This is a genomic window from Mesorhizobium sp. M1A.T.Ca.IN.004.03.1.1 (assembly GCF_003997555.1).
Lineage (GTDB): Bacteria > Pseudomonadota > Alphaproteobacteria > Rhizobiales > Rhizobiaceae > Mesorhizobium.
Window position 1 is genome coordinate 96,118 of record NZ_RZTV01000005.1, and the last position, 18,778, is coordinate 114,895.

The 18,778-nt window shown below is 65.2% G+C and carries 16 protein-coding genes and 1 pseudogene; 7 read left to right on the plus strand and 10 right to left on the minus strand.

Annotated elements, in window-relative coordinates; genetic code table 11:
• Window positions 1-2 precede the first annotated feature (2 nt).
• The 8 genes from EOD29_RS17435 to EOD29_RS17470 all read right to left on the minus strand — a co-directional run bounded on the left by EOD29_RS17435 (window position 3) and on the right by EOD29_RS17470 (window position 8,477).
• The gene (locus EOD29_RS17435; protein WP_127247316.1) at window positions 3-1,514 is read right to left on the minus strand and encodes an ABC transporter ATP-binding protein; all 1,512 of its coding nucleotides are present in this window, start codon (window positions 1,512-1,514) and stop codon (window positions 3-5) included.
• A gap of 164 nt (window positions 1,515-1,678) precedes the next feature.
• The gene (locus EOD29_RS17440) at window positions 1,679-2,704 is read right to left on the minus strand and encodes a BMP family protein (protein ID WP_067323051.1); all 1,026 of its coding nucleotides are present in this window, start codon (window positions 2,702-2,704) and stop codon (window positions 1,679-1,681) included.
• Between the two features lie 146 nt (window positions 2,705-2,850).
• A complete protein-coding gene (locus tag EOD29_RS17445; RefSeq protein WP_067323048.1) occupies window positions 2,851-3,798 on the minus strand; it encodes an ABC transporter permease in 948 nt (315 codons plus the stop codon).
• A gap of 3 nt (window positions 3,799-3,801) precedes the next feature.
• Complete coding sequence (locus EOD29_RS17450) at window positions 3,802-4,776, minus strand: ABC transporter permease (protein WP_127247317.1); 975 nt, start codon at window positions 4,774-4,776, stop codon at window positions 3,802-3,804.
• 1 nt (window position 4,777) lies between these two features.
• Complete coding sequence (locus EOD29_RS17455) at window positions 4,778-6,241, minus strand: sugar ABC transporter ATP-binding protein (RefSeq protein WP_067323041.1); 1,464 nt, start codon at window positions 6,239-6,241, stop codon at window positions 4,778-4,780.
• 45 nt (window positions 6,242-6,286) lie between these two features.
• Window positions 6,287-7,303, minus strand: a complete 1,017-nt coding sequence (locus tag EOD29_RS17460) for an ABC transporter substrate-binding protein (protein WP_066998252.1) — start codon at window positions 7,301-7,303, stop codon at window positions 6,287-6,289.
• A gap of 95 nt (window positions 7,304-7,398) precedes the next feature.
• A complete protein-coding gene (locus tag EOD29_RS17465) occupies window positions 7,399-8,283 on the minus strand; it encodes an SMP-30/gluconolactonase/LRE family protein (protein WP_127247318.1) in 885 nt (294 codons plus the stop codon).
• Window positions 8,283-8,477 carry a 4-oxalocrotonate tautomerase family protein gene (locus tag EOD29_RS17470; RefSeq protein ID WP_067323038.1) on the minus strand — a complete coding sequence of 65 codons (195 nt, stop codon included), beginning with the start codon at window positions 8,475-8,477 and terminating at the stop codon, window positions 8,283-8,285. Before EOD29_RS17470 ends, EOD29_RS17465 begins: the two co-directional genes overlap by 1 nt.
• Window positions 8,478-8,619: 142 nt before the next feature.
• Between EOD29_RS17470 and EOD29_RS17475 the strand changes: the two are divergent.
• Window positions 8,620-8,959: pseudogene (locus tag EOD29_RS17475) on the plus strand (putative quinol monooxygenase).
• 22 nt (window positions 8,960-8,981) lie between these two features.
• Here EOD29_RS17475 and EOD29_RS17480 read toward each other — a convergent pair.
• Window positions 8,982-9,722: a response regulator transcription factor gene (locus tag EOD29_RS17480; RefSeq protein WP_066998258.1), complete on the minus strand. Its 741-nt coding sequence runs from the start codon at window positions 9,720-9,722 to the stop codon at window positions 8,982-8,984.
• Entirely contained in the window at window positions 9,722-10,999 is a 1,278-nt protein-coding gene (locus EOD29_RS17485; protein WP_127247319.1) for a GAF domain-containing protein, read from the minus strand. The genes EOD29_RS17480 and EOD29_RS17485 overlap by 1 nt, the downstream gene beginning before the upstream one ends.
• A gap of 224 nt (window positions 11,000-11,223) precedes the next feature.
• Here EOD29_RS17485 and EOD29_RS17490 point away from each other — a divergent pair, with 224 nt between their 5' ends.
• The 6 genes from EOD29_RS17490 (at window position 11,224) to EOD29_RS17515 (ending at window position 18,660) form a co-directional block, all read left to right on the plus strand.
• Window positions 11,224-13,641, plus strand: coding sequence for a glucan 1,4-alpha-glucosidase (locus EOD29_RS17490; RefSeq protein WP_127247320.1), 2,418 nt, complete (start codon window positions 11,224-11,226; stop codon window positions 13,639-13,641).
• Window positions 13,642-13,672: 31 nt separating this feature from the next.
• Window positions 13,673-14,680: a phosphogluconate dehydrogenase (NAD(+)-dependent, decarboxylating) gene (gnd, locus tag EOD29_RS17495; protein WP_066998266.1), complete on the plus strand. Its 1,008-nt coding sequence runs from the start codon at window positions 13,673-13,675 to the stop codon at window positions 14,678-14,680.
• Window positions 14,681-14,696: 16 nt separating this feature from the next.
• Window positions 14,697-16,073, plus strand: coding sequence for a glucose-6-phosphate dehydrogenase (gene zwf, locus EOD29_RS17500; RefSeq protein WP_127241022.1), 1,377 nt, complete (start codon window positions 14,697-14,699; stop codon window positions 16,071-16,073).
• A 16-nt stretch (window positions 16,074-16,089) separates the two neighbouring features.
• Entirely contained in the window at window positions 16,090-16,794 is a 705-nt protein-coding gene (locus tag EOD29_RS17505; protein WP_067323017.1) for an ROK family protein, read from the plus strand.
• Window positions 16,795-16,984: 190 nt separating this feature from the next.
• On the plus strand, window positions 16,985-17,449 hold the full coding sequence (locus EOD29_RS17510; RefSeq protein ID WP_127247321.1) for a MucR family transcriptional regulator: 465 nt from the start codon (window positions 16,985-16,987) through the stop codon (window positions 17,447-17,449).
• 110 nt (window positions 17,450-17,559) lie between these two features.
• Window positions 17,560-18,660 carry a pyridoxal phosphate-dependent aminotransferase gene (locus EOD29_RS17515; RefSeq protein WP_127247322.1) on the plus strand — a complete coding sequence of 367 codons (1,101 nt, stop codon included), beginning with the start codon at window positions 17,560-17,562 and terminating at the stop codon, window positions 18,658-18,660.
• The last annotated feature ends 118 nt before the right edge of the window (window positions 18,661-18,778 follow it).

Genomic DNA, 18,778 nt, shown 5'->3' on the forward strand with positions numbered 1-18,778 from the left:
CTCTACGCCCTCCCCTCCGCGCCGGTCATCAGCAGCCCAAGCCTCGCGACGGTGGCCTCCGGGCCGGAAAGCGTGCCGGCGATGCGACCCTCATACATCACCGTGATGCGGTCGCAGAGCATCAGCAATTCCTCGAGATCCTCGCCAATCACGATGATCCCACAACCCTTCGCCCGCATGGCCAGGAATTTTTCGTGGATGAACCGTGCAGCGCCGATGTCGAGGCCGCGCGTCGGCTGCGAAACGATCAGCACCTTCGGGTCGAAGGCGAGCTCGCGCGCCAAAAGCGCCTTCTGCAGATTGCCGCCGGAAAGCGCGCCGGCGCGCGTCATGGGCCCGGGACAGCGTATGTCATAGGCCTTGATCTGCGCTTCGGCGAAGGCGCGGATCGCCACCGGATCGAGCAGCCCCATGCGGCTGAAGGCCTCGGTGCCGATGCGGGGCAGCACCATGGAGTCGGCTAAAGGCAGGTTGGTGACCAGCCCGGTCGTCATCCGGTCTTCCGGGATGCGGCCGAGTCCGAGCGCCTGCAGCGCCCGCGGCGAAAATTGTGCAACTGCTTTGCCGGCTATCGTCATCGAACCGGCACTCGGCGACAGCATGCCGGAGATCACATCAGCCAGCGCCCGCTGGCCATTGCCGGAGACGCCGGCAACGCCGAGGATCTCGCCGGCGCGGACAAAGAGCGAGACCTCGCGCAGCGGCGTGCCGCCATGACCTGAGGTGGAAACGCCGTCGAGCGTCAGCACGGGCGCGCCCGGCGTCGAGACCTCCTTGATCGGCGGCATGATTTCGTGGCCGCACATCAGCTTGGCCATCTCGGCCGAGGTGGTTCCTGCCGGATGATCGACGCGGCCGGCGACCTTGCCATGCCGAAGCACGACGCAACGATGCGTGAGCGCCCTGACTTCGTTGAGCTTGTGCGAGATGAAGATGATGCCGAGCCCTTGCGCCGCCATCGAGCGCAGCGCGGCGAAGAGGCCATCGACCTCGCTGGGCGCCAGCACCGCCGTCGGCTCGTCGAGGATCAGGAGCCTGGCGCCGCGAAACAGCGCCTTGATGATTTCCAGCCGCTGCTGCTCGCCGATCGAGAGCGCCGAGACCGGCAGGCCGGGATCGAGATGTAAGCCATGTTGGCGGCCGATCTCCTTCAGCCGCGCCAGCCCGCCCGTGCGGTCGATGCGGCCGGACTTGCCGGCAATGCCGATCAAGAGGTTTTCCAGCACCGTCAGCCGCGGCGCCAGATGAAAATGCTGATGCACCATGCCGATGCCGGCCGCGAGTGCATCGGCCGAATTGTGGATGGCGACCGGCCTGCCCTCGACCAGGATCTCGCCCGCATCCGGCGCATAAGCGCCGAACAGCACGTTCATGAGCGTCGTCTTGCCGGCGCCGTTCTCGCCGAGCAGGCCAAGGATCTCGCCGGGGGCGACGCTGAGATCTACGCCCTCGTTCGCCTTGACGGCGCCGAAGCTCTTGGTGATGCCGCGCATTTCGATCAGTGGGACGGGCAAGGATGCTCCTAATATCCCTCCCCCTCGAGGGGAGGGTGGCCTGCAGGGCCGGGTGGGGTCGCCCGCGACGCGCTCCATCTTCAGTCGTCAAGGTCGAGCGGTTGAGACGACCCCTCCCGCCTCGCTTCGCTCGGCACCCCTCCCCGCAAGGGGGAGGGTACTGGTCAATCCGACACCGGCGTGTTCTCGTCGACGTCGACGCGGAAATTGCCTTCCAGGATCTCGGCTCTCTTCTTGGCGACCAGGTCCTTGACCTCGGCCGGCAGCGTCTTCTCGAACTTGTGATAGGGGGCGAGATCGGAGCCGCCCTTGGCCATGCGCGAGAAGTCGCCATAGTCCTGCGCGGTGAAGACGCCCGCCTTGACCAGCTTGATCGCCTGCTCGACCGTCGGATACATATTCCATACCGGGCCGGTGATCACCGTGTCGGGTCCGAGGCTCGACTGATCGGACATGTTGGAGATGGCGTAGATCTTCTTTTCGACCGCCGCTTCGATGACGCCGAAACGCTCGGCATAGATGACGTCGACGCCGGCATCGATCTGCGCGATCGCGGCCTCCTTGGCCTTCGGCGGATCGAAGAAGGAGCCGATGAAGGCGACCTTCCGCTTGATGTTTGGATTGACCTCCTTGGCGCCGGCGAAGAAGGCGTTGACCAGGCGGTTCACTTCCGGAATGCCCATTGCCGCGACAGCGCCGATCGTGCCCGACTTCGACATCTTGCCGGCGATCAGCCCGGAGAGATAGGCCGGCTCGTGGATCCAGTTGTCGAAGACGCCGAAATTGGGTTCCGCAGGCCCGGCGCCGGAGCCGAACAGCCAGGCCGTCTTCGGGAACTGTTTTGCCGTGCGCCGCGATTCGCGCTCGGCGGCGAAGGCGTCGCCCAGCACCAACTGGTAGCCGCCTTGCGCATATTCGCGCATCACGCGGCTGAAGTCGGCGGTCTGCACCTTCTCCGACCATTTGTATTCGATGCCCAGCTCCTTCTCGGCCTTCTGCAGGGCGACATGGATCTGGTTGTCCCAGGGCTCCTCGATCGGCGTCGCGAAGATCGCCGCCACCTTCAGCTTCTTGTCCTTGGCGAAGGCCACGCCGGGCAGCGCCGCCGCGGTCAGCCCGAGGGCGCCGAGTTCCAGCACATTGCGCCGCGACAGGCCGGCGCGTTGCGTTTTGCGATGATCGTTTTCCATTGAAATCCCCTCTGCTCGACGACCGTGTCGAGCCGGCCGTTCAAAACATGTCAGACGGGAGGACTATGGAACGACGCCCGACCTTTGTCCACATGGTCAAATTTGGCTGGAGAGACCCCGCAGAGCGACCCCCTCCTCGCGACTTGTCACCGCACAGCCTTCTCGCCACCCGCCGCCGTGATCACCCCGACGATGATCAGCCCGGTCAGCACCAGCCGCACGCCGGCGCTGACGCCGAAGGTGTTGAGCATGGTGAGCAAAAGCACCAGGAACAGGCCGGCGCCCCAGACGCCGGGCACGTTGGCCTTGCCGCCGGCGACCGAGGTGCCGCCGATGACGACGACCGCGATGGAGGCGAGCAGATATTCATTGCCGATATCGACATTGGCGCCGCGGAAATAGCCGGCAAGCAGCGCGCCGTCGATGCCACCCAGCGCGCCGCAAAGCGTGTAGGTGAGGAAGCGGATGCGGCCGACATTGACGCCGGCCAGCCAGGCGGCGCGGATGTTCTGCCCGATCGCCAGCACCGAGCGGCCATAGATCATGCGCTGCAGCGCCAGCGCCGCGGCGATGGTGAAGACCACCGTCAGCATCGCCAGCACCGGGATCCCCAGCACCTGCCAGTTGGTGAAATCGGCAAAGCCAGGCGGCGGCTTGATCTGAAGGCCGCGCCCGTAGCTGATGTCGACCGACTGGATGATGAAGCTCGCCGACAGCGTCGCGATGATCGGCGGAATCCTGAGCGCCCAGATCAGCAGATAGTTGATGGCGCCGATCGCCGCGCCGCAGGCGAGCGCCGCCAACAGCCCGACGACGATCATCGAATCGCTGCCGCCCATAACCTTCATCGCCACCGCGCTCGCCAGTCCGATATTGGCGGGCAGCGACAGGTCGACATTGCCGGGGCCGAGCGTGATGACGAACATCTGGCCGACGCCGACGATGACGGTGAAGACGGCAAGCGAAAGTGCCGCCGTGACCATACCGCCGGCGCCATAGCCGCCGGTGAAGGCGACGGTCGCCACCCACACGAGAACGGCGCCGACGAAGGACCAGAGCCAGGGTTTTTCAAGCAGCATCCGGACCGAGGTCATCGTTCACCTCTCCCTGCGGCTGATCAGCACCCGGGCCGCCAGCACGATGATCAGGATCGCGCCATTGGCGGCCACTTGCCAATCGGGCGGGATGTGCATGAAGGTCAGGAGCGGCGAGGCGGCCAAAGCCAGCGTCAGCGCGCCGATGACCGCGCCGATCGGCGACACCCGGCCGCCGACGAACTCGCCGCCGCCAAGGATGACGCCGGCAATCGAAAGCAGCGTGTAGCCGTTGCCGATATTGGCGTCGGCCGAAGTGGTGATGCCGATCAGCGCCATGCCGGAAAGCACGCCGAACAGGCCCGTCAGCGCGAAGAGCACGATCTTTGTCTTGAGCAGCGACCAGCCGGCGCGCCTGAGCGCCGCGGCATTGCCGCCGGAACCGCGCAGGATGACGCCATATGAAGTGCGCATCAGGCCAAAATGCACGATCGCCGCGATGAGCAATGCCGCCAGGATAGGGAACGGGATATAGGGCGGCTTGAAAGACATGATCGCCAGCAGCCAGTCCGGAGCCTTGCCGCCCGGCTTCGGCAGGATGAGGATAGCCAGCCCCTGCCAGACGAAGCTCATGCCGAGCGTCACCACGATCGAGGGCAGGTTGCGCAGATGGATCAGCGCGCCGAGCAGCGCGTAGACGCCGATTGAACCGAGCAGCACAGCGACACCGATGAACGGCGCATCCCTGAGCCAGGTGGCGGTGACGCAGCCGACAAAGCCGACGAAAGTGCCGATCGAGAGATCGAGCTCATTGCCGGCGATGACGAACATCTGCGCGATCGTCGCCAGCGCGATCGGGATCGCCAGGTTCAGCATTAGATTGAAGCCGAAATAGCTGATGGCGCGCGGATTGAGCCAGGCGATGGCCATCAGCACCAGCGCCAGCGACAGCGCCGGCAGCAGGCTGCGCAGCGTGCGTGCGCGGGCCGCGCTGCCGCGCGAGGATTTGGGGACCGTGCCGGGAGCGATCGCCGTCATCTCAGGCCGTGTCGCCGAACGAGGACTGGATGATCTTCTCCTCCGTCAGTTCGTCGCGCCCAAGATTGGCGACGATGCGGCCGTTCTTGAAGACATAGACATGGTCGCAATTGTCGAGCTCTTCGGTTTCGGTCGTGTACCAGAGGAAGGTGCGGCCCTTTCCGGCCTCCTCGCGCACGAGGTCGTAGACTTCGAGCTTGGTGCCGATGTCGACGCCGCGCATCGGATCGTCCATCAGCACGATCTCGGCATCGGAGCCGAGCGCGCGCGCAAACAGCGCCTTCTGCTGATTGCCGCCCGACAGCGAATAGATGTTGTTGTTCATGTCCGGCGTGCGGATGCCGATCTTCTTCTTCCAGAATTCGGCCAGCTCCGCCTCGCGCTGCGGCGAGATCAGCAGGCCGTCGCGCAGGCGCTGAAGCGAGCGGATGCCGATGTTCTGGGCGATCGACCATTGGGCGAAGATGCCGTCCGCCTGGCGGTCGCCGGCGACCAGCGCCACCGGCGCCGTCACTTCGATGCCGGCCCTGGCGCGCGAGGCGGCCGAGAAGATCGCGAGCAGCAGGTCCGTCTGGCCATGCCCCGCGAGTCCGGCAAGGCCGATGATCTCGCCCGCCCGGGCGACAAGCTCCTTGCCATCCTGCTGCCGCGCCGGGCGCGCCCGCACCCTGAGAGCCCCAACCGCGACCTTGCGGGTCTCGGCGGCGGCCTTCTGATGTTCCCCGGCGCCGCCCATCGCGGCGACCAGCTTGTCCCGGTCGAACGCGCTTGCGGCGTCGGCGGCGACCACCTTGCCGTCGCGCATCACCACGATGCGGTCGGCATTCTGCAGCACCTCGCCCAGCACATGGGAGATCAGGATGCAGCTGCCGCCCGCGGCGACGAAGCGGCGCACGAATGAAAGCAGCTGGCCGGCCGTGTGCGCATCGAGCGACGAGGTCGGCTCGTCGAGGATGACCAGATGCAGCGGCTCGCGGGTCAGCGTGAAGGCGCGCGCCACCTCGACCATCTGGCGGCGTCCGATCGACAGATCGCCGGCAATGTCGTCCGCCGCGATGCCGTGGTCGGGAAAGATCTCGTCGAGCTTGGCCTGGATGAGATCGGCGGCCTTGCGCCGCCAGCCGAGCCCGCTGAGCGAGGGATGGTTGATGCGCGTGTTCTCGGCGACGCTGAGGTTTGGGCAGAGCGACAGCTCCTGGAACACGCAGCGTATGCCGAGCTCGAGCGCGCGCGCCACGGAATAGCTCGCTTCCTGGTTGCCACGCACCGCGATCTGCCCGCCATCGGGCCGCAGCGTGCCCGCAACCATATGCATCAGCGTCGACTTGCCGGCGCCGTTGTGCCCGACCAGCCCGACGCATTCGCCGGCGCCGACATGGAAGTCGACGCCGTTGAGCGCGCGGACGGCGCCGAAGTGCTTTTCGGCGCCGTCCAGCCTGACGATGTCTGCAATAGCCTGGAGCATCCTCAACGATATCCGGTCGGCGATGCGGCTGGCAATGTCGCGCCGCTATTGCTTGATGTTGGCCTTGATGGCCGCGATCGCGTCTTCCTGGGTGTATTCGTGGGTAGCGACGCCGCCTTCCTTGATCTTCGGCAGCGCGGCCTCGAAATTGTCCTGGGTGAAGGCGAGATACGGCACCAGCAGATCGTGCGGCACGTCCTTGCGGCCGTCGAGCACCTGCTGCGCTACCCAGAAGGCGAGCGTCGACACGCCGGGCGCGATCGAGGCCGACCAGGTCTGGTAGCCGTCCTTGTCCTTCTGCTCCTTCCACCACTTCAGCTCGTCCTGACGGTTGCCCATGATGATGGTCGGACGCGGCTTGCCGGCGGCGGCGAACGCTTGCGCGGCGCCGTAGCCGTCGCCGCCCTGGTCGACGACGCCGACGATCTCCGGCAGCGACGGCAGGATGGTCGCCACCGCCTTCTGCGCCGTGGTCTGGTCCCAGTCGCCGGTCACGGAGCCGACGATCTTGAACTCGGGATGGGCGGCGACGCCTTCGAGGATACCGGCATGGATGGCATCGTCGATCGAGGTGCCTGCCAGCCCGCGGATTTCCAGCAAATTGCCGCCCTTCGGCTGGAACTTGGCCATCTGCTCGACTTCCTGCCTGCCCATGTCCTTGAAGTCGACGACGACGCGGTAGGCGCAAGGCTCGGTCACGATGCCGTCGAAGGAAACGACCACGATGCCGGCGTCGCAGGCCTGCTTGATGGCGCCGTTCAGCGCATCCGGCGAGGCGGCGTTGATGACAATGGCGTCATAGCCCTGCAGGATCAGGTTCTGCACCTGCGCGGCTTGCGTCGGCACTTCCTTGTCGGCGGTGGTGAAGACATCCGCCGCCGCCACCACCTTGTCCTCGACCGCTTTCTTGGTGACGATGGCGTAGCTGTCGAGCATCGCCTGGCGCCACGAATTGCCGGCGTAGTTGTTGGAGAAGGCGATCTTCTTGCCGCTCGTGTCGGCAAGCGCGGTGCCCGAGGCGAGCATGGCTGCAAAGGCGCTCAAGACCAGTAGTTTCTTCATGTCATTATCCTCCCAGATGTGTTGACTGCTGCACTTCCCACCGGCCCCTGCGGGCCGGCTTCACTCCCATCCGATCTGAGCGCGAACGTTCCCGCTCAAAACAGCCTCAATCCCGGCACCCGTACCCTCAGCCGGTAGAGCGACGTCGACGCGGCGATGTAGAGGCTCCGCAGGTCCTCGTCGCCGAAGGTGAAATTGGCACAATCTTCCGGCGTCGCGATGACGCCGAGGAGATCGCCCGACGCGTCAAAGACATGGATGCCGCCCGGGCCGGTGCAATAGAGGTTGCCGCGGCTGTCGATCTTCATCCCATCCGGCGCGCCTGGCGCATCGCCCTCGGTCACAGCCCATACGGCGCCGCCATTGAGGTCACCATTGGATTCGACGCCGAACACACGGATGTGGCCACGCGTGGTATCGTTGACGAAGAGCCGCGATTCATCGAGCGAGAAGCAGAGCCCGTTGGGCTGCGCGAAATCGTCGGCAAGCAACGTCAGCCCGTCGCCGTCGATCCGGTAGACACCCTGGTAGGACAGTTCCTGCGGCCTCGGCACGCCGTAGAATTCCGCTCGGCCGTAGGTCGGATCGGTGAAATAGATCGAGCCTCCAGTAGCAACGACAATGTCGTTCGGGCTGTTGAGTTGCTTGCCCTGGTAATGCGTGGCGAGAACGGTCGTGGTGCCGCCCGGCTCGGCGCGGGTAACGCGGCTGCTGGCGTGCTCGCAGGTCACCAGCCGCCCCTGCCGGTCGAGCGTGTTGCCGTTGGCCATGTGGCTCGGGTCGCGGAACGCCGCGATTTCGCCGGAAGCGCTGCGCCGGTACATGCGGCTTTGCGGAATATCGGAAAAGACCAGCCATTTCTCATAGGGATGCCACACCGGACCTTCGATGAAGCCGTAGCCGGTGGCGAGCCGCTCCATCGCCGCATTGCCGACGACGTCATCAAAGCCAGAATGACGGGCGCGCGCCGGGATCGACATCACGGGCTCTTGGGTTCCCGCACCGGCTTGCCGGCGACGAACCAGTCGCTGCCCGGCACGTCCTCGATCACCACCCAGATCGCGTCCATGGGCAGTCCGGCGACCTCGCTGATCGCCTCGGTGACCCGGCGAGAGATCTCGTTCTTGCGCTTTTGCGAATGACCCTCGAGTATCCGTATGCTGACGAACGGCATGAGCGCTTCCCCGGGATTTTTGTTTTTGTAGGACAAAAGCTAGTCGGGACGCGGACCGGGCGATAGCGGTCTAAGCGCAGCACCGACTGTGGTTTTGCACAGTCGGCACCGGCATCCACGGCTGCAGACAGGAGAACCATGGATGGCAGAGAGATGCGGCAGGCCGATCGTGCGGATTGCGGAACTGGAGATCGAGGCATCCCAGCTCGAAAGCTTCAGGGCCTTGCTCGCCGAAGAGATCGAGGCCTCGGTGCAGAACGAGCCTGGCGTGTTGTTCCTGCACGCGGTCTCGATAAAGGGTTCGCCCGAAACGGTGCGCGTCATCGAATGCTATGTCGATCATTCCGCATACCACGCCCACCCTGACCGCGCCGCACTTTCTCAAATACAAGGCGCGGACGGCTGATATGGTCAGGTCGCTTCGATTGATCGAGACCGAGCCGATCGTTCTGAGGGCCAAGAGCAATCAGCATTCAAGCTGAGCCTGTTCGCCCATCGCGGGGCTTACTGCTCCTGCAACGGCGTTGCCTGCGCGAGCCAGGCGTCGAGTTGCTCCTGCTCGCGCCGCAGCGCATCGATGTTGATCAGGCCTCGGGCCATGGCCAGATAGATCGCGCGGGTGCGCGAATTGAACACCGACGCCTCGCCAGCACCCTCCTCCGGCGGCACTATTCCGAGCTTCTCGTAGACATGCTTGATGCGGCTCTGCGCGCCGCGGATCGACAGGCCGCGCCGCGCCGCGATCGCTCGGTCGGTGAGGCCGAGCGCGATGTCGATCAGGCTTTCATATTCGCCGTCGGTGATGCCCTCGAACCGGTCCTGGACGCGGTGCTGGATGCCGCGGATCTCGCGGTCGATGATGCAATGCCCCTCGCGGAACACGCCGCGCAGCGCCGAGCGCATGCCTTCTTCCGTCGCCGATTTCAGCACATAGCCATAGACCGATCCCGGCGGCACGATGCGGGCCACGCCGCGCACATAGGCCTCGTCGGCGAAGTTCGACCAGAACAGGATATGCGTGCCGGCGCGCTGGCTCCAGATGGCGCGCGCCACCTCGATCCCGGTCGCCTTGGGCAGTTGCAAGTCGAGCACGACATGCGGCGGCTGCCGTTCCGCCGCAAGATTGATGGCGTCCTCGCCGTCGCCGGCTTCGATCACCTCGACATCGCCGGGCCACAATTGCTCGACGGTCCGCCGCGCGAAGGTGCGATGCAGCCCGTCATTTTCGGCGATCATGACCAGCATCAGACTGCCTCCACCACCGGCTGAGCTTCGGTTATCGCGGTGCCGCACGCCGCCGCCTCGGCCTCGGCGGACTCGCGATCGATCTCGATCACGACCCTGGTGCCGCCCTTGCGGTCGGCCGGCTCGAAACGCAGCCGCGCCCCGACAAGGGCCGCTCGCGTGTGCATGTGGCCGATGCCGCCTTGAGCGGCGGGATCGATCGCGCCGCAGCCATGCCCGTCGTCGGTGACGGTCACGTTGAATGTGGTTGCCGTCGACGCCAGCTGCACCTCGATGCGGCTTGGCGCGGCATGACGGACCGCATTGTTGATGGCTTCCTGCACGATGCGATAGAGCGCGGTGCGAAGCGTTTCCGACAGGCCGTCGGCGCTGCCGTCGCTGGTGTCGGCGATGCGCACCGCGATCGGCGGCTTGGCCCTGGCAACGCTGCGGTTGAGATGTGCCTCGACCGCGTCGCGCAGCCCGAACAGTTCCAGGACGCTCGGCCGCATGTCGTCGACGATGTGGCGCAGCTCCGCGAGGCAGCCCGCCACCTCCTGCTCGAGATCGGCAAGCTGGGCCGTCCGCGCCACGCCCCGGCTGCGGAAAGCTGAAACCTGTCGTGCTATGCGGGCCAGGTCGGCGAGCGTCTGGTCGTGCAGGTCCATGGCCATGCGGCGCCGCTCGCGCTCCATGCCCTCGGTCAGTTGCGAGGCGCCGACTCTCAGCAGTTCCGCCCGGTTGCGCGCCTCGCTTTCGGCGAGCATGGCGCGGCGCGCTTCCTCTGTCTGGATCAGCGCGAACATATAGGGCCCGATGAGGTCGGCGCATTGCTGAGCGACCTCGACGTCCTCTTGCGAGTAGCAGCCGGCCTTGTGCCGGCTGATGTTGAGCGCGCCGATCACGCTGCCGCGTGCCCGCAGCGGCACGATGATGCGGCTGCGCAGCTTGGCGGCGAAGATCGGTCCGTCGAACGCTCCCTCGAAGTGGAATCGGTCGTCGAGAAGCGCGTTGTCGGTCAGAAGATAAGGCGTGTCGCCCCACAGCACGCGCCGGATCGGGCTGCCCTCGACCGGATGCTGCGCCAGATCGCTCCAGCTGGTATGGAAGCCGGCCTCGTAGCAGGCATGCATGCGCCCATCGAGCGACAACACCGCCAGATCGATATGGTCGTGCGGGATGAGCGTGCCGATTTCGATCGCTGTCGCGCGGAACGCGGAGCCCGGATCGATATGGCCGGCGAGCGCCCGCGAGATTGCGAGCAGCCGATCGATTAGCTGGGGAGATACCTCAGACATGTCTCCTCCCTTTTCGCCCTGATGAATGCCGTGGAACGACAGCCAAGCCGCGCCGCGCGGCCTCGATCCTGTTTTCCGCAGTTCCTCCCTGCCCGAGAAATAGTGAGCGCTTGACGGCGCCGCTGTCAACGATGGGTCAAGCGACCCGAGCCCGATCAACTTCGGGTGCGGCGATTGAAAAGCCGCCGGCTCCTGGTCTAGGAACGGCCGCAGGAGGCCAATTGATGGCAGTGACGCCGACCGTTGCTCAGGGCGCCCCGGGAATTCCCGCGCGCTGGACGTCAAGCGCCAAGAGCGGCGTCGGCACAGGGCTTTCAGCGAACAGCCCACTTTGGTTCACCATCAGTCACGGCATATTGAACGAGGTCTATTATCCCCGCCTCGACAGCGCCTGCACGCGCGACCTGGGGCTGATCATAACCGGTCCCGATGGCTATTTCTCGGAAGAGAAACGCGATGCCGCCCACCTTGTCGAGCCATTCGAAGCCGGCGTCCCCGGCTATCGCCTGGTCAACACGGCGGTCAATGGCTCCTATCGGATTGAAAAGCGCATTGTTACGGATTCGAAACGGCCCGTTCTGCTGCAGGAAATTACATTCGCGGCGCTCAAAGGCTCAGCCTCGGACTACCAGGTTTACGCGCTGCTCGCGCCGCATCTCGTCAATCGCGGCATGGGCAACACCGCCTGGGTCGGCGAGCACAAGGGGCAGCGTGTTCTCTTTGCGTCAGGCCGCGGCGTCTCGCTCGCGCTTGCCGCCTCGCGGCCCTGGGGCGCATGCTCGGCCGGCTATGTCGGTTTCTCGGACGGCTGGCAGCAGCTGCGGAACGGCGGCGCGCTCGATCCTGCCGCTGAGCGCGCGAAGGATGGCAATGTGGCGCTGACCGGCGAGATCGGCTTCTCGACAGGCAAGGGCACCGCATTGCTGGCGCTCGGCTTCGGCGCCTCGCCGGAAGAGGCGGCGGAGGCCGCGCTGGCCAGCCTGAAGGACGGTTTCGATGCGGCCGCCGAAACCTATGCCGCCAGCTGGCGGAATTTCCAGTCCGGCCTGGAGACGCTCGACAGGCAAGCCGCCTCCGGCTTGAACACCTACCGCGTCAGTACCGCCGTCCTTGCCTCGCATCTGTCGATCGCCAGGCCTGGAGCCGCAGTCGCCAGTCTTTCGATCCCCTGGGGCTTCAGCATGGGCGACGACGATCTGGGCGGCTACCATCTGGTCTGGCCGCGCGACCTGGTCGAAACGGCGGGGGGCTTCCTTGCAGCCGGCGACGCCTGGCAGGCGCTCGATATTCTCACCTATCTCTGCTCGAACCAACAGCCGGACGGTCATTGGCCGCAGAACTGCTGGGCGAGCGGCACGCCCTACTGGCCTGGCATTCAGATGGACGAATGCGCCTTTCCGCTGCTGCTTGCCGACGCGCTCCGCCGCGCGGGTCATCTGCCGCGCGCGAAGCTCGACGACTTCCTAGCCATGATCGAAAGCGCGGCTTCCTATGTGGTGCGCAACGGCCCGGTCACCGGCGAGGACCGCTGGGAAGAGGACGCCGGCTACAGCCCGTTCACGCTCGCCGTCGAGATCGCGGCGCTGCTTGCGGCGGCTGACATGCTGGATGCTTGCGACAAAAAAGAGCCGGCAAACTATCTGCGCGAGACGGCCGATTGCTGGAACGACCAGATCGAGCGCTGGACCTATGTCACCGGCACCGAACTCTGCGCCAGGGAGGGCGTCGACGGCTACTATGTCCGCATCGCACCGCCCGACCGTGCTGGCGCCGCTTCGCCGAAGGACGGTTTCGTGCCGATCAAGAACCGGCCGCCCGGCGATAGCCATCGGCCGGCCGAGGCCATCATAAGTCCCGATGCGCTGGCGCTGGTCCGCTTCGGGCTGAGAGCCGCCGACGATAAGCGGATCGTCAACACCGTCAAAGCCATCGACGCGCTTCTGCGCTGCGAGTTGCCGCAAGGCCCGCTCTGGTACCGCTATTCCGGCGACGGCTATGGCGAGCATGAGGACGGCTCGCCCTTCGACGGCACCGGCCGGGGCCGGCCCTGGCCGCTGCTCGCCGGCGAGCGCGCGCATTACGAGCTGGCCGCGGGGCGACCCGGCAAAGCGGCCGAGCTGCTCGAAACCTTCGAGCGCTCTGCCGGTGCAGGCGGCCTGCTGCCGGAGCAGGTGTGGGACAGACCCGACCTGCCGGAGCGCGAATTGCGGCTCGGCGCGCCATCGGGCAGCGCCATGCCGCTGGTCTGGGCGCATGCCGAGCATATCAAGCTGCTGCGCTCGCTGCGCGACGGCAAGGTCTTCGACATGCCGCCGCAGGGCGTCGAGCGCTACATCGAGCGCAAGACCGTGTCGCCGTTCAGGACATGGCGCTTCAACAACAAGATCCGCTCGCTTCCCGCCGGCAAGCTCCTGCGCGTGGAACTTGCGGCGCGCGGCGTGGTTCACTGGAGTAGCGACAAGTGGCTGACGGTGCACGACGACAACACGGTGGAGAACGCCTTCGGCGTCCACCTGGTTGACCTGGATGTCGCCGGCCTGCAGCCGGGATCGACGGTCGTCTTCACATTTTTCTGGCCCGAAGCGAGCCGTTGGGAGAATGTCGACTTCACCGTCGGCATCGATCCTTCGGATAGCCGGTAAGGTTCTTTCCTCAAGCTATTAGGATAACACCATGCAGATCGGAATGATGGGACTGGGCAGGATGGGCGCCAACATGGTGCGGCGCCTGATGCGCGACGGCCACGAATGCGTCGTCTACGACATCAATTCGGCAAGCGTCGCCGGCATGGTAAAGGACGGCGCCATCGGCGCCGCCTCGCTGGAGGAGTTCGTCGCCAAGCTCGCTAAGCCGCGCTGTGCCTGGCTGATGCTGCCGGCGGCGATCACCGGCAGGATCGTCGACCAGGTTGCGGCGCTGATGGAGCCGGGCGATATCATCATCGACGGCGGCAATTCCTATTATCACGACGCCGTCGACCAGGCGGCGAAGCTGGCGACCAAGGGCATCAATTTCGTCGATGTCGGCACCAGCGGCGGCGTCTGGGGGCTGGAGCGCGGCTACTGCCTGATGATCGGCGGCCCCGACGAAGCCGTGAAACACCTGGATTCGGTCTTCGCCACGCTGGCGCCGGGCGCCGACCCGGGCTCCAATCCGCCGAAAGGCGCCGGAACCGCGCCTTACGGCTATCTGCATTGCGGGCCGAGCGGCGCCGGCCATTTCGTCAAGATGGTTCATAACGGCATCGAATACGGCGTCATGGCGGCCTACGCCGAGGGCATCAACATCCTGAAATCGGCCAATGCCGGCAAGCGCGCCCGCACGGCGGACGCCGAAACCAGCCCGCTCGAAAGCCCGCAATACTATCAGTTCGACATCGACCTGCCCGCCGTGGCCGAAGTCTGGCGCCATGGCAGCGTCATCGGCTCCTGGCTGCTCGATCTCACCGCCGGCGCGCTGAAGAACGATCCGTCGCTCGCCCAGTTCGGCGGCCGCGTCTCCGATTCCGGCGAAGGCCGCTGGACGCTCAAGGCCGCGATCGATACCGGCGTTCCGGCGCCGGTGCTCTCCTCGGCGCTGTTCGACCGCTTCTCCTCGCAAGGCGAATCCGCCTTCGCCGACAAGCTCTTGTCCGCCATGCGTTACGCTTTCGGCGGCCATGTCGAAAAGCCGAAGGCGTGAGGGCGGGAGTGACGGGATGAGCCAGGAGAGGTCCGACACGCTGGTGCTTTTCGGGGCGACCGGCGATCTTGCGCACAAGAAGATATTTCCGGCGCTCTATCACATGGTCGCCAAGGGGACGCTGAGCGAGCCGGTGATCGGCGTCGCTTTCGATCCTTGGGATCTTGGCAAGCTGGTGGACCGCGCCCGCGACGGCGTCTTCAATGCGCTGGGCGGCGTCGACGACAAGGTGTTCGCCAAGCTCGCCTCGCTGCTGCGCTATGTCAGCGGCGACTATCGCGACCCGGCGACATTCGAGAAATTGAAGGCAGCGCTCGGCTCGGCGCAGCGGCCGCTGCATTACATGGCAGTGCCGCCCACCATGTTCGAAACCGTCGTCCAGGGCCTCGAACAATCCGGCACCGCGCGGGGCGCCAGATTGATGGTCGAAAAGCCTTTCGGCCACGATTTGCAGTCGGCCCGCTGGCTGAACCGCGTGTTGCATCTGGTGTTCAACGAACAGTCGATCTTTCGCATCGACCACTATCTCGGCAAGGAAGCGATCCAGAACCTGCTCTATTTCCGTTTCGCCAACGCCTTCCTCGAGCCGATCTGGAACCGCAACTTCGTCGAGAGCGTGCAGATAACCATGGCCGAGGATTTCGGCATCGAAGGCCGCGGCAAGTTCTATGACGACGTCGGCTGCATCCGCGACGTCATCGAGAACCATCTGCTCAACATCCTGCTGTTGCTCGCCATGGAGCCGCCGGTCGGCCGCTCTGCCGACGATTTGATCGACGAGAAGGTGCAGGTGCTGCGCGCCATCCGCACCTTGACCAAGGACGATGTCGTGCGCGGCCAGTTCGACGGCTATCTGGCCGAACCGGGCGTGCGGCCGAACTCGCCGGTCGAGACCTTCGCCGCCGTACGCTTCTTCGTCGACACCTGGCGCTGGCAGGACGTGCCCTTCTTCATCCGCGCCGGCAAGAACATGCCGGTGCATGCGACCGAAGTGATCGTGCGGCTGAAGCGCCCGCCGCTCGACGTCTTCGATCCGATCAAGCCGGGCGACGCCAACTATGTCCGTTTCCGTATCGATCCGCAGGTGGCGATCTCGATCGGCGCCCAGCGCAAGGTAGCCGGCGACGACATGATCGGCGAGCAGGTGGAACTGACCGCGCTCGACGACACCAAGGGCGATATGCCGCCCTATGAGCGGCTGATCGGCGACGCGATGAACGGCAACGGCCAGCTCTTCACGCGCCAGGACGCGGCCGAGCTTGCGTGGCGGATCGTCGGACCGGTGCTTGGCGACACCACGCCGCCTCCGATTTACGCGCCGAAGACCTGGGGGCCGGCCGACGCCATGAACGGCTTCGGCCCGCCCAATGGCTGGATCAATCCGACGAAATAGCTTCTCGGGGGACGGGATGGCGAAAGCAGCAAAACGGGCTTCGACGAAGGACGGGCAGGTCGTCCTCACCATCGACGTCGGCGGATCGCGTGTGAAAATTCTCACCAGCGCCGGCGGCGAGATGCGCCGCACCGATTCCGGGCCGGGCCTGACACCTGAGCAGATGGTGGCTTCGGTGAAGAAGCTGGCCGAGGGCCTGGATTACGACGTCATTTCGATGGGCTACCCTGGCCCGGTCAGGGACAACAAGCCTTCGCTCGACCCCTTCAATCTCGGCAAGGGCTGGAACGGCTATGATTTCGCCGCCGCCTTCGGCAAGCCGGTCAAAGTCGTCAACGACGCGCTCCTGCAGGCGATTGGCAGCTATGACGGCGGCCGTATGCTGTTCCTCGGCCTCGGCACCGGCCTGGGCGCCGCCATGATCCTCGACAATGTCGGGCAGCCGATGGAGCTTGCTCATCTTCCTTACAAGAAGGGCGGCAGCTTCGAGGATTATGTCGGCGAGCGCGGCCTGGAAAAGCACGGCAAGAAAAAATGGCGCAGATACGTTTTCGATGTCGTAAACAGGCTTCGCGCCGCCTTGCAGCCGGACTATGTGGTCATCGGCGGCGGCAATGTCGACAAGCTCGATGAATTGCCTGAAAGATCCAGGCGCGGCGACAACACACGTGCCTTCGAAGGCGGATTTCGACTGTGGCGCGATAAGGCGCTGATCGTCTGATATTTTTACTTTTCAGTATAGTCGTTCAAAATAGCGTGTAGTCGCACGACCTGTCGTTGCGCCGCGCAGGTTTGCCGACTAGGAATCCGCCGGCCTGCCGCACATGCGCCTGCCTCGGCGCGCCAAGGGCGCGGCAGCGCGCTGATTTTACATCCCGATTTGTGGCCGTGCGGCATAGAGGAGGACTGACGTGGACGAGGAAACCAATGCAGCCAAGGAAGATGTCGACCTGCTCGAGCTCACCGCCCACATCGTGTCGGCCTATGTCGCCAAGAACCGGCTGCCTGCTTCGGGCCTGGGCGAGCTCATCGCCAGTGTCGCCTCCTCGATCGGCGCCCTGAACCAGCCGCCGACTCCGCCGGCACCGCCGCCCGTTCCTGCCGTCAATCCCCGGCGCTCGGTGACGCCGGATTACATCATCTGCCTCGAGGACGGCAAGAAGTTCAAATCGCTGAAGCGTCATATCGGCGTGCATTTCGGGCTGAGCCCGGAAGCCTACCGGACCAAATGGGGCCTGCCGGCAGACTACCCGATGGTCGCGCCTAACTACGCGGCATCGCGCTCCGAGCTCGCCAAGTCGATCGGCCTCGGCCGCAAGGCCGAAGCCGAGCCGGAGAAGCCGGCAAAGGCCAGGAAGGTAAAGGCCCCCGCCTGAACGATCTTGGCCCTGTGCCAACGGTTTGAAGAAGCCTGCCAAGGAATCCGCCTTGGCAGGCTTCCTGCTTTTGGCTTGGATAAGACCAACGAAGGCGGTTCGGGTGAGCCATGAACTATGCGAGGATGGTGATCGAGAAGGAAGCGCCGGAGGAATACGGCTACGACCGCATCCGCTTCAATCTCTCCGAAAGCTCGATCGCCGACCAGAAGCTTGCCGATATCGGCCTCTCGCTGCCCGACCTCACCTTGTTCTACGGCGAGCATCGCGGCGACAAGGAATTGCGCGCGCTGATCGCCGGGCAGGACAAAGGGCTATCCCCGGACGACGTGCTGGTTACCGCCGGCGCTGCCGGCGCGCTGTTCATCATTGCCACCTCGCTGCTTTCGGCCGATGACCATCTCGTCGTCGTGCGGCCGAACTATGCCACCAATATCGAGACGCCCAAGGCGATCGGCTGCGCGATCAGCTATGTCGATCTCGACTTCGACGAGGGCTTCGCCGTGGATGTCGCGCGCGTCGCGGCGGCGGTGCGGCCGAACACCAGGCTGATCAGCGTCACCTGCCCGCACAACCCGACCGGCACGATGATGACCGGCGCCGATCTCGACGCGTTGGTCGCGCTTGCCGAAAGCCGCCGCTGCCGGCTGCTGGTCGACGAAACCTATCGCGAGCTGTCCTATGGCGAGCGCCTGCCCTCCGCGGCATCGCTCAGTCCAAGCGCGATCAGCGTCTGTTCCCTTTCGAAAGCATTTGGCATTCCGGGCATCCGGATCGGCTGGCTGGTCAGCAAGGACAACGCTCTGCAAGAGACGTTCCTCGCCGCCAAGGAGCAGATCGGCATCTGCGGCAGTGTCATCGACGAGGCGATCGCACGCTTCATGCTCGAGCGGCGCGATGCCTTCCTTGCATCGTTGTTGCCGGAGATGGCCAAGCGCCGCGATATCGTCCAGGCTTGGATCGACGGCGAGCCGCTGGTCGACTGGGTGCGTCCGCAAGGCGGTGTGGTCGGCTTCCCGCGGCTGAATGTCGATGCGGATTTCGACCTCGACCGGTTCTACTTGCGGCTCCTGGAAGAACACGGCACTTATGTCGGCCCCGGCCACTGGTTCGAGATGCCGAAGCGCTTCTTCCGCGTCGGCTTCGGCTGGCCGAAAGAGGCGGAATTGCGCGGCGGGTTGCAAGCGATTTCCGCTGCGCTGGGAGACTGAGCCTCTTTCCACCGCGAACGACAATCCCGAAGATCCTTCATGCCGCGCCGATTTTTTGCGCGCGCGACGAGGCGAACTGGGCTAAGGGTCTCCGGCCGGAACAGCGCCCACCGTGGAA